The organism is Bacillus paramycoides (assembly GCF_001884235.1).
Taxonomy (GTDB): domain Bacteria; phylum Bacillota; class Bacilli; order Bacillales; family Bacillaceae_G; genus Bacillus_A; species Bacillus_A paramycoides.
Genome location: NZ_MAOI01000134.1, coordinates 51,644 through 62,192, shown reverse-complemented (window position 1 = coordinate 62,192; position 10,549 = coordinate 51,644). Strand labels below are relative to the sequence as shown.

The window sequence follows — 10,549 nt, the reverse complement described above, 5'->3', positions numbered from 1 at the left end:
GTGGTGAACAACATGAGAAAACGAATTCCTGATTTTGAAGAGGAATTAGAAGTTGAGCGAGTGGAAGAAGATGAAGGTTTACCGCCGCGTAGTGAAATTCGTAGAAATAAAGAAAAAAAACCAAAATTTAAAATGAATCACATTTTCGTCCGAGTGTTAACATTTCTATTCATATTGTTACCTATTGGTATTCTATGGTATACAGATAAATATATACAGGTGAAAAGTGATAGTAATAATGCTGGAAAAAGTGCGTTTGAAGTGATTTTCTTTGATTCAGCTAAGACTGAATCAAAGAAGCAGTCTGAGAAAGTAGTCACTCATACTGTGAAAGAGGGAGAAACGTTAGAAAGTATAGCGAAGCAATATTTTTCAGATGAAACTGGGATTGAAGTGATTAAAAAATATAATAATTTACAAGAAGATGAAGTGAAAGTAGGGCAAGAATTAAAAATTCCTATTAAAGATAAGTCCACGAAACAAGAGAGCTAGTAAAATAAGTGATTCATAGCTGGATATAAAAATTATGGACTATACTTTACGAGGAGGGGGAGTAAAAAATATATGTCATGGATTATATTATTAGGTACTCTCATATGCATTGGTTTTGTATGTCTTCTTGGAATGTATAAAGAAGCGATGCGTAATACGGTGTTGGAACATACTCTAGTATTCGAAGAATTTCCGGAAAGTTTTCAAAAAGTTAATGTTTTTTTTATTTCGGATATTCATAGAAGGATCATTTCTAACTCGCTAATTGAACAAGTAAAAGGAAAAGTAGATTTCGTAATTATTGGCGGCGATTTAGCGGAAAAGGGCGTACCTTTATCGCAAATCTCTTTAAATATTCAAAAACTAAGAGAAGTAGCTCCTGTATATTTTGTGTGGGGAAATAATGATTATGAAATTGAATATCACGAATTAGATGCTTTATTGTTAGAAAATAACGTGAAGGTTTTAGATAATACACGAGTTGTATTTGAATCTGAATCAGGTGAGAAGATTTGCTTACTCGGTGTAGATGACGTTGGATTAGAACGGGATCGTTTAGATTTAGCGTTGGCAGATTGCAAAGAAGAGGGTTTGCGCATTTTAATTAGTCACAACCCTGATATAATAAAAAAAATGTCTGGGAAAGAACGAATTTCGCTCGTGCTAAGTGGGCATACACATGGAGGACAGATTCGATTGTTCCCATTTAAAAAGCATTTAAAGGGGGGCGTATATAAGCATTCAAATACGACTCTCTTTGTTAGTAATGGGTATGGAACAACTTTGTTCCCTCTTCGTTTTCGGGCACCTTCCCAAACACATATCATTACGCTGTGCAGGGGGAAATAATGCCAACTTTAAATGGAAAATATAATATAAAAGCTGTTTCAAATATACTCGGAATTCAGCCGAGTACACTTCGTGCATGGGAAAGACGCTATCATATTATTGCTCCAAAGCGGAATCATGCGGGGCATCGTCTATATACAGAAGAGCATATCAAAATTTTGAAATGGTTAATGGACAAAGTTTCTGAGGGTATGATGATTGGACAAGCAGTTCAGTTATTAGAAGGGAATCGGTTGCAGAATAACGTTCAAAAAGAAAATCGTTACGATAAAGAAGTTGTTTTAGTGGACGATATACTACAAGCTTTGTTAAAATTTGATGAAATTACAACTTCTGCATTATTAAACGAAGCTTTTAGTATATATTCAGCAGAAAAAGTCATTACAAGCATCATCCTTCAAGTGACAAACAAATTGTTAGTTTTAAAAAATAATAATGAGATTACAATGTCACAATTCAAATATGTAGTATCATTCTTGCAAACACGTCTAGGTATGGTTTATCATAATGCGTCACTACATCCTTCCGCACACAAAGGTTTCGTTTTAGAAAATAATATATTAAAAGGATTTATTTTCGCGACGTATTTACGTTTAAAAGGATATCAAGCGATGTATATTGGGACAAGTTTAGATGAAGAAGGTATTATACTAGCCATTGAACAATTACGACCTAAATATTTGTTTATATCTTTTGATGATGAACGAGAACTTGAGAAGGCAGTGAGATTCATTGATTTGTTGCAGGAAAAAAATAAAAACCTTTCTGTTGGTTTTATAGGGAGAAAAGGTGTTGAAGGTCAATTAAATCTTCAAAATGTCCTAATTGGTAATACAAAAGAAGAATGGGATGGATGGTTAAAATTGTCAGAATAGTTGTTCGGAAAGAACCATCTATTTTCTATTTCATATAATAAAAATTAGATTCAATGGTTACGTAGGGAGGGTATGAGATGAGGCTGGAACGTTTAAATTACAATAAGATAAAAATTTTCCTAACATTTGATGATTTATCTGAACGAGGATTAACGAAAGAAGATTTGTGGAGAAACGCACCGAAAGTACAGCAGCTATTCCGTGATATGATGCAAGAAGCGAATAAAGAATTAGGATTTGAAGCGGATGGTCCGATTGCTGTTGAAGTATTTTCTCTACAAGCGCAAGGGATGGTTGTAATTGTAACAAAAGAAAATCACGAAATGGACACAGAAGATGAGTTCCGTGACGAGTTTATTGAAATGCAAGTGACTCTTGATGAAAGTGAGCATATACTTTACGAGTTTGCTACATTGGATGATGTAATCAATTTGTCAAATCGCTTATATAACCTTGATGTAACTAGCGGAAAGCTGTATACGTGGGATGGGCGTTTTTATCTTTGGATAGAAGAAGAAGATCAATTTCAATTGCTGAAAGCAGATTTTATAGCTATTTTAGCGGAATACGGAAATTCATCTACAGCAACCATTTACCGCATCATGGAATATGGTAAGGAGTTAATGGATTCTCAAGCGGTTGAACAAATATACAATTACTTTGTGAAAAAACAAAACCTCAGCTAATGTAAAGTAGCTTGAGGTTTTATTTTTATCCTGAAAAGAATAGGGAAATCTAAAGTTTTGAAAACTGAGGGGACAAGAAGAATAGCTGATCTATTTGCAAATACCTAATTAATTTTTCTTGGTTAAATATTTATTTTATCGCACTATATTTTGATGAAATTAAAAAATATTTAAATATTTAAGTATTTTACTTCTCTAAAAGCAATAAAAGGACTATAATAATAGTGAAAACGCTTGCAACGTAAAATAGTTTGTATATATTTGTTAGCGTTTTCTATTGCATTCCAAATTTAACGGTGTATACTAGGCAATGAAGGTTTACTAAACAAGTGAAATTACAGGGGGTTTACTTACTATGGTAGCCGAAAAGGGAACTCAAACGAAAACACAACAACAAAGGGAACAACATTTTGAATTGTTGAATTCAACACAAATTGTTATTAATGAAGCATTAGAAAAATTGGGTTATCCAAACGAAGTATATGAATTATTGAAAGAACCAGTTCGTATGATGACGGTGAAGATTCCAGTTCGTATGGATGACGGGACTGTTAAAATATTTACAGGATATCGTGCACAACATAATGATGCTGTTGGTCCAACGAAAGGTGGAATTCGCTTCCATCCAAATGTAACAGAAAATGAAGTGAAAGCACTTTCAATCTGGATGAGTTTAAAATGTGGTATTGTTGATTTACCATATGGTGGAGGTAAAGGTGGAATTATCTGTGACCCACGTGAAATGTCATTCCGTGAGTTAGAAAGATTAAGCCGTGGTTATGTACGAGCAATTAGCCAAATCGTTGGTCCAACAAAAGATATTCCAGCTCCAGACGTATTTACAAACTCACAAATTATGGCATGGATGATGGATGAGTATAGCCGAATTGATGAATTTAATTCACCAGGATTTATTACAGGTAAACCACTTGTATTAGGTGGATCACACGGACGTGAAACAGCGACAGCGAAAGGTGTAACAATTTGTATTCGTGAAGCTGCGAAAAAACGTGACATTGATATTAAAGGTGCACGCGTTGTTGTTCAAGGATTCGGTAATGCGGGTAGTTTCTTAGCTAAATTTATGCATGATGCAGGCGCGAAAGTAATTGCAATTTCAGATGCTTACGGTGCACTACATGATCCGAACGGATTAGATATTGACTACTTGTTAGATCGTCGCGATAGCTTCGGTACCGTAACAAAACTATTTAATAATACAATTTCAAACAAAGAACTGTTAGAACTTGATTGCGACATTTTAGTGCCAGCTGCAATTGAGAACCAAATTACAGAAGAAAATGCTGATAAGATTAAAGCGAAAATTGTAGTTGAAGCTGCAAATGGTCCAACTACATTAGAAGCAACAAAAATCTTAACAGATCGTGGTATTTTACTTGTTCCAGACGTATTAGCAAGTGCTGGTGGCGTTACAGTATCTTACTTTGAGTGGGTACAAAATAACCAAGGTTACTACTGGACTGAGGAAGAAGTAGAACAACGTTTAGAAAAAGTAATGGTAAGATCATTCGATTCAATTTATGAAACATCACAAGTTCGTAAAGTTAACATGCGCTTAGCTGCGTACATGGTTGGTGTTCGTAAAATGGCTGAGGCTAGTCGCTTCAGAGGCTGGGTATAATATATAATGTTTTGAGAAAACGTGATTTCCTTTCGAGGGAATCGCGTTTTTTGTTGAAGTTACTAGTTAGAGGTGTTGAATAGGAACAATGAAATAATGGATCAAGTAGGTTAATTAGAAGAAAGAGTAAAACAATTAGAAAGGGAGCTAGGAAGAACTAAAAATGCTCAGAGAACTAGTGTCATTCGGATTATTGGAGAGGGTCTATTACATTTTGTTTTTGGAGTGTTTGCTGTAGGGCCGATTATCGCTGTAGAATTTGGAATTATTACGTAGATTGGTGAAAAATAGAATAAAAATAAAAAAGAACGCTTGTTCTGTACGAACAAACGTGCTATACTTTCCTTAGATAAACAAAACGGAAATGATTTTAAGGAGAGATAAATGATGAAAATGACAGTAGACCAAAGATTTATGATGCCAGCAGATGTTGTAGAACGAGTGGAAGTTTTACGAAATAAACATAGTAAGCGTGGTACATTATTACAATCAGTAAATAAGTTTTTCGGTTTAGATACGAAAGAAGATTGTATTTGGTTTTACGGTTTTTATGGAGTAGCTGTAAGTATTTTATTATTTATGGTGTTCACATCAAATATTTTCGATATTCTCTTCGCGTAAGAAATATGCTATATGGACATTGCCACCGAATACATATATAAGGAAGAAAGGTAATTTTTTAGAGCGGAGTTGATAGCGATGGCGATGTTCCCTATAGAGCGCAACTATATTGGATACGGAAGTTCACGACCAGGAATTCCTCTTTCAAAGGTAAGATTTATTGTTAGTCATGATACCGGGAATCCTGGTAGCAATGCGATAGGAAATCGGGATTACTTTAATGAAATACAACCGAAAGCTTCAGCGCATACATTTATAGATGACAAAACAATATTAGAAATTATTCCGATAAATGAAGTGGCATATCATGTTAGGTATAATGCACCGACTGATAATGATTTGTATGGTTATGATGCGAATAAGGTTGCTATTGGAGTTGAACTTTGTTATGGGGGAGAGATTAACTTTTGGGAAGCGTATAACCGTTTTACATGGTATCACGCTTATTTATGTCAAAATTTCGGTTTGAATCCGAAAAAAGATATTGTGTCACATAAAACACTTGATCCTACTCGGAAAATTGATCCTGAAAATGTATTAGGGCAACAAGGAATAAAATTTCAGCAGTTTTTAGCAGATGTCTATCGGATGTACGTTTCGTTTAGATGACAAATATAAGAAAAATGAATACAATAAAGATAGGTGCCTACTGCTGGAAGTAGGTTTTTTCTTGTTTATATAAATAGAGTAGAGGCAGAAGACTAGGAGTGAATCGAGTATGCAAAAAGAAACAGCTATTATTATTGGAGGCGGCCCATGTGGATTAGCAGCGGCAATTTCGCTACAAAAGGTAGGGATAAATCCATTAGTAATTGAAAAAGGAAACATTGTAAATGCAATTTATAATTATCCAACCCATCAAACGTTTTTCTCTTCTAGTGAAAAATTAGAAATTGGTGAAGTTGCTTTCATTACAGAGAACCGTAAACCAGTTCGTAATCAAGCACTTGCATATTATCGTGAAGTAGTAAAACGTAAGTCGGTGCGTGTAAATGCATTTGAACGCGTGGAACAAGTCCAAAAAGATGGTGATGTTTTTAAAGTTGAAACGACGAAGCGTGACGGAAGTAAAAAAATATATGTGGCGAAGTACATTGTTGTAGCGACTGGATATTATGATAATCCGAATTATATGAATGTACCTGGTGAGCAGCTAGAAAAAGTAGCGCATTATTTCAAAGAAGGGCATCCTTATTTTGATCGAGATGTCGTTGTAATAGGTGGTAAAAATTCAAGTGTAGATGCGGCGTTAGAACTTGTTAAATCGGGTGCACGTGTAACGGTGTTATACCGTGGTGGGGAATACTCACCGAGTATTAAGCCATGGATTTTGCCGGAATTTGAGGCATTAGTACGAAATGGAACAATTCAAATGCATTTTCATGCGCATGTAAAAGAAATTACGGAACATACGTTAACATATACAGTAGAGGGTAAGGCGCATACAATTCAAAACGATTTTGTATTTGCTATGACTGGTTACCATCCGGATCACAGCTTCTTAACAAAAATGGGAGTTCGGATTGATGAAGAAACAGGGCGCCCGATTTATACAGAAGACAGTATGGAAACAAACGCTGAAAATATTTTTATTGCAGGTGTAATTGCTGCGGGAAATAATGCAAATGAAATATTTATCGAAAACGGAAGATTCCATGGAGATGCGATTGCGCAAACCATTGCATCAAGACAATAAAAAGAAGCTGTCGAAAACCTCGACAGCTTCTTTTTATTCGTGCATAAACATGTTTTGGATTGTTTCGTGAGAATTTGTATTCTCTAGTGCGACTAGTAATTTAATTCGTGCTTTTTGAGCGTTTAAGCCATATGTGAAAACAATGCCCATATCTTTTAATTGTTTTCCGCCACCTTCATAAGAGTATACGTCTTGAACGATACCGTTGAAGCAACGAGAAACTAATACAACCGGAATTCCTTTGTCTATTAATCGTCCTAGACTAGGGAGTGTTCTTGGAGGTAAATTACCTTGTCCGAGCGCTTCGATAACAATTCCGTCTACTGGTAGTGATTCGATTGCTGATAATAATGTATCATCCATACCTGCGTATGCTTTTAGAACGACAACGTTTTTAGAGATTTGTCGTATTGTATATGTTTCGTGATGCACTAAAGCATGATGGAAAACAACACCACGTTTCGTTACCATACCGATTGGTCCGTATTGTGGGCTTTGGAATGTCGCAACATTACTTGTATGTGTTTTTGTTACATTTGTTGCGCAATGTATTTCATCATTTAATACAACTAGAACGCCCTTTTCAGCAGCTTCATTACTACTAGCAACTTTTACAGCGGATAAGAAGTTGTATAGACCATCAGCACCTAATTCGTTACTAGAACGCATTGCCCCTGTCACAACGATTGGAATAGTTGCTTGCACTGTTAAATCAAGAAAATAAGCTGTCTCTTCTAATGTATCCGTACCATGCGTAATGACTACGCCATGAATATCGTCTTGTTTTGCTCTTTCGTCAATGATGACTTGTAATTGTAGCATTTCGCTAGGAGTCATATGAGGAGATGGAAGATGGAACACATCTTCAACAATTAAATCAACATCGCCTTCTAAATCAGGAATAAATTTCAAAAGAGGATTTTTTTCGCCTGGTTGTACGACCCCAGTTTCTTTATCTTCCTCCATTGCAATTGTTCCACCTGTGTGTAAAACTAGGATTCTTTTCAATGCTTATACCCCTTTCGAGTTAAAAAATACATTTAGAACATAACATGTTTTGAGTAAATTCGACAATGAAAATGTATAAAAGTACGCTTAGAAAATGACAATAAACTTAATTACTTCATGTGCGTTGCGCGAAGTGGCTATTAGGTGGAGTTTTATTTATATAAATTTGTGAAATTAGATGCGTGAGTATAGAGGGGAAAGGAGCGAGTGTTTTGAAAAAAGTGGAGAAAATATTTATTCGTATATTGCTAATTCAATTTATTTGTCTTTCTGTTGTACAGCTACTCTTTATACATAAATCTTCAGTGAAATATTTATCAAAAATTGTTTATTACGAAGGTGTCGTCACGAAAAATAAGATGGAAATTTTAAAGGTGAATAAGTAGTTTTCATTTTCTTCTATGATGGATTATGCTACAATAATTGAGGATTTAATGACGTGAAGCAAACGAGAAGAAGCAGGGGGCGAATACCTGCTTTTCGTTTTGTATTATAAGTAAAAAATGAGGTGTTACAATGGATAAACGAATTTCGATTGCTATAGATGGTCCAGCGGCTGCTGGAAAGAGTACAGTTGCAAAAGTTGTTGCAAAAAAACTTTCATATGTTTACATTGATACAGGTGCAATGTACCGTACTATTACATATGCAGCCCTTGAACAAAAAGTGGATATTGAAAATGAAGAAAAGTTAATGGAAGTTGTAAAAAATGTGAATATTGAATTTCAGCAAGGAGAAAATACGCAACTTGTATTTTTAAATGGACAAGATGTTTCTGAGGTTATTCGTACGCCTGATGTGACGAATCGAGTATCTATAGTGGCAAAACATCGTCTTGTTCGTGAAGAAATGGTACATCGCCAACAAGAATTAGCTAAAAAAGGCGGTGTAGTAATGGATGGCCGTGACATTGGTACACATGTACTACCAGATGCTGAAGTGAAAATCTTTATGCTTGCTTCTGTAGAAGAAAGAGCGGAAAGAAGACATTTAGAAAATATGAATAAAGGTTTCGATTCTAATTTAGAGCAGTTAAAAGAAGAAATTGCTCAGCGTGATAAATTAGATTCAGAGCGTGAAGTGTCTCCTCTAAAAAAAGCCGATGATGCATTGGAATTAGATACAACTTCTTTATCAATTGAAGAAGTTGTCCAAAAAATTATGGGGATTGTTTCAGGGGTGTTTGCAAAATAAAGAAAGAGGATAATCCTCTTTCTTTTTTGTTTGTTTAGAATTGTAAAGGATAAGTGAATTATGAGTCGCTTGTCTTGACAAATGAGTCGATTTATAAGAAGTTAGTTAGAGAGGAATAAAACTGTCAGAATATATTCGCTATTATATTTCAAAACATACTTTATTCAAGACGATTTTGCTGTATACTATTTATATAGGTTTAATAGATTTTCTTGTAAAATGTATTGAAGATGAGTATGTGATGATAAATTCTTATAACATGCAAATGAAAACATTAGTTTTCATTTCGTATATACATAAAAATGCTTTGTCAATTCTGTAGGGAGGTATTTCCATGGTAGAAAAAATGAATGAAGAAGTTATGAATTCAAAAGAATTACAAGTTGGTGACGTTGTTACAGGTTCTGTAACGAAAGTTGAAGAGAAACAAGTTCTTGTAAATATTGGATACAAAACAGATGGTGTGATTCCAATTAGTGAATTAGCTAACGTTCATATTGAAAAAGCAAGCGATGTTGTAGAATTAGATCAAACTCTTGAATTGAAAATTATTAAATTAGAAGATGATGATCTTGTATTATCTAAGAGAGCTGTTGATGCAGAAAAAGCTTGGGTAGAATTACAAGAGAAATTTACTTCAGGTCATGTATTTGATGTTACTGTAAAGGATATCGTGAATGGTGGTTTAGTTGTGGATCTTGGTGTTCGTGGCTTTATTCCAGCTTCACTTGTAGAAGTGCATTATGTAGAAGATTTTACTGAATATAAAGGGAAAGCGTTAGCGGTGAAAATTGTTGAATTAGACCGTGAAAAAAATCGTGTTATCCTTTCGCATAAAGCGGTAGTAGAACAAGAACTAGATTCTAAGAAAAAAGAAGCGATTTCTTCGTTGAAAGAAGGAGATATCGTAGAGGGAACAGTACAACGATTAACTGATTTTGGTGCATTCGTAAATGTAGGCGGTGTGGACGGTTTAGTTCACATTTCACAAATTTCACACGAACGTGTGGAACAACCTTCTGAAGTATTAGAGCAAGGTCAAAAGGTAAAGGTGAAAGTGTTATCTGTTGATGCAGATACACAGCGTATTTCTTTATCAATTAAGGCGGCTCAGCCAGGACCTTGGGAAAATGTTGCTAGTGAAATAAAAGCTGGAGATATTCGCGAGGGAGTGGTAAAACGTCTTGTTACATTCGGTGCATTCGTTGAAATTTTACCTGGCGTTGAAGGTCTTGTGCATGTATCTCAAATTGCAAATCGTCATGTGAAAAATCCAAATGAAGTACTAGAAATGGGACAGGAAGTAACGGTTAAAGTACTTGAAGTACACGTGGCAGAAAAACGTATTTCTTTAAGCATAAAAGAAGCGCTTGAAGAAAATAATGTAGTAGAAGATTATAGCCAATACGAGCCGAATTCTGATTCTGCAACGTTCCAATTAAGTGATATTATCGGTGAACAACTGAAAAAATTAAAGAAATAAAGA

12 protein-coding genes and 1 pseudogene are annotated in these 10,549 nt (G+C 34.9%); 12 read left to right on the top strand and 1 reads right to left on the bottom strand.

The genetic code is table 11. The annotated features are described in order from the left end of the window. The first annotated feature begins 12 nt into the window (after positions 1-12). The 9 genes and pseudogenes from BAU28_RS27700 to BAU28_RS27660 all read left to right on the top strand — a co-directional run bounded on the left by BAU28_RS27700 (position 13) and on the right by BAU28_RS27660 (position 6,861). The gene (locus BAU28_RS27700) at positions 13-492 is read left to right on the top strand and encodes a LysM peptidoglycan-binding domain-containing protein (RefSeq protein ID WP_048370456.1); all 480 of its coding nucleotides are present in this window, start codon (positions 13-15) and stop codon (positions 490-492) included. Between the two features lie 72 nt (positions 493-564). Continuing rightward, on the top strand, positions 565-1,341 hold the full coding sequence (locus BAU28_RS27695) for a metallophosphoesterase (protein ID WP_002171134.1): 777 nt from the start codon (positions 565-567) through the stop codon (positions 1,339-1,341). Next, positions 1,341-2,216, top strand: coding sequence for a MerR family transcriptional regulator (locus BAU28_RS27690; protein ID WP_071721173.1), 876 nt, complete (start codon positions 1,341-1,343; stop codon positions 2,214-2,216). The genes BAU28_RS27695 and BAU28_RS27690 overlap by 1 nt, the downstream gene beginning before the upstream one ends. A gap of 77 nt (positions 2,217-2,293) precedes the next feature. Next, positions 2,294-2,902, top strand: coding sequence for a genetic competence negative regulator (locus BAU28_RS27685; RefSeq protein WP_071721171.1), 609 nt, complete (start codon positions 2,294-2,296; stop codon positions 2,900-2,902). Positions 2,903-3,257: 355 nt separating this feature from the next. Next, entirely contained in the window at positions 3,258-4,544 is a 1,287-nt protein-coding gene (gudB, locus tag BAU28_RS27680; protein WP_002171137.1) for an NAD-specific glutamate dehydrogenase, read from the top strand. A 96-nt stretch (positions 4,545-4,640) separates the two neighbouring features. Beyond that, a pseudogene (locus BAU28_RS31200) lies at positions 4,641-4,820 on the top strand (hypothetical protein). Between the two features lie 108 nt (positions 4,821-4,928). Continuing rightward, positions 4,929-5,165 (top strand): DUF3961 domain-containing protein, encoded by a 237-nt coding sequence (locus BAU28_RS27670; protein ID WP_048370450.1) that lies wholly within the window; start codon positions 4,929-4,931, stop codon positions 5,163-5,165. Between the two features lie 78 nt (positions 5,166-5,243). Continuing rightward, positions 5,244-5,774, top strand: a complete 531-nt coding sequence (locus tag BAU28_RS27665) for a peptidoglycan recognition protein family protein (RefSeq protein WP_048370448.1) — start codon at positions 5,244-5,246, stop codon at positions 5,772-5,774. Between the two features lie 109 nt (positions 5,775-5,883). After that, entirely contained in the window at positions 5,884-6,861 is a 978-nt protein-coding gene (locus tag BAU28_RS27660) for a YpdA family putative bacillithiol disulfide reductase (RefSeq protein WP_048370447.1), read from the top strand. Between the two features lie 33 nt (positions 6,862-6,894). Here the strand turns inward: BAU28_RS27660 and ansA are convergent, their stop codons facing one another. Continuing rightward, entirely contained in the window at positions 6,895-7,869 is a 975-nt protein-coding gene (ansA, locus tag BAU28_RS27655) for an asparaginase (protein WP_071721169.1), read from the bottom strand. 212 nt (positions 7,870-8,081) lie between these two features. On the opposite strand from ansA, the gene BAU28_RS30615 reads away from it, so the two are divergent. The 3 genes from BAU28_RS30615 to rpsA all read left to right on the top strand — a co-directional run bounded on the left by BAU28_RS30615 (position 8,082) and on the right by rpsA (position 10,546). Continuing rightward, entirely contained in the window at positions 8,082-8,255 is a 174-nt protein-coding gene (locus BAU28_RS30615; RefSeq protein WP_083595015.1) for a DUF5359 family protein, read from the top strand. Between the two features lie 130 nt (positions 8,256-8,385). Next, complete coding sequence (gene cmk / locus BAU28_RS27645) at positions 8,386-9,063, top strand: (d)CMP kinase (protein ID WP_071721166.1); 678 nt, start codon at positions 8,386-8,388, stop codon at positions 9,061-9,063. A gap of 334 nt (positions 9,064-9,397) precedes the next feature. Beyond that, positions 9,398-10,546 carry a 30S ribosomal protein S1 gene (gene rpsA / locus BAU28_RS27640; RefSeq protein ID WP_071721164.1) on the top strand — a complete coding sequence of 383 codons (1,149 nt, stop codon included), beginning with the start codon at positions 9,398-9,400 and terminating at the stop codon, positions 10,544-10,546. Positions 10,547-10,549 lie beyond the last annotated feature (3 nt).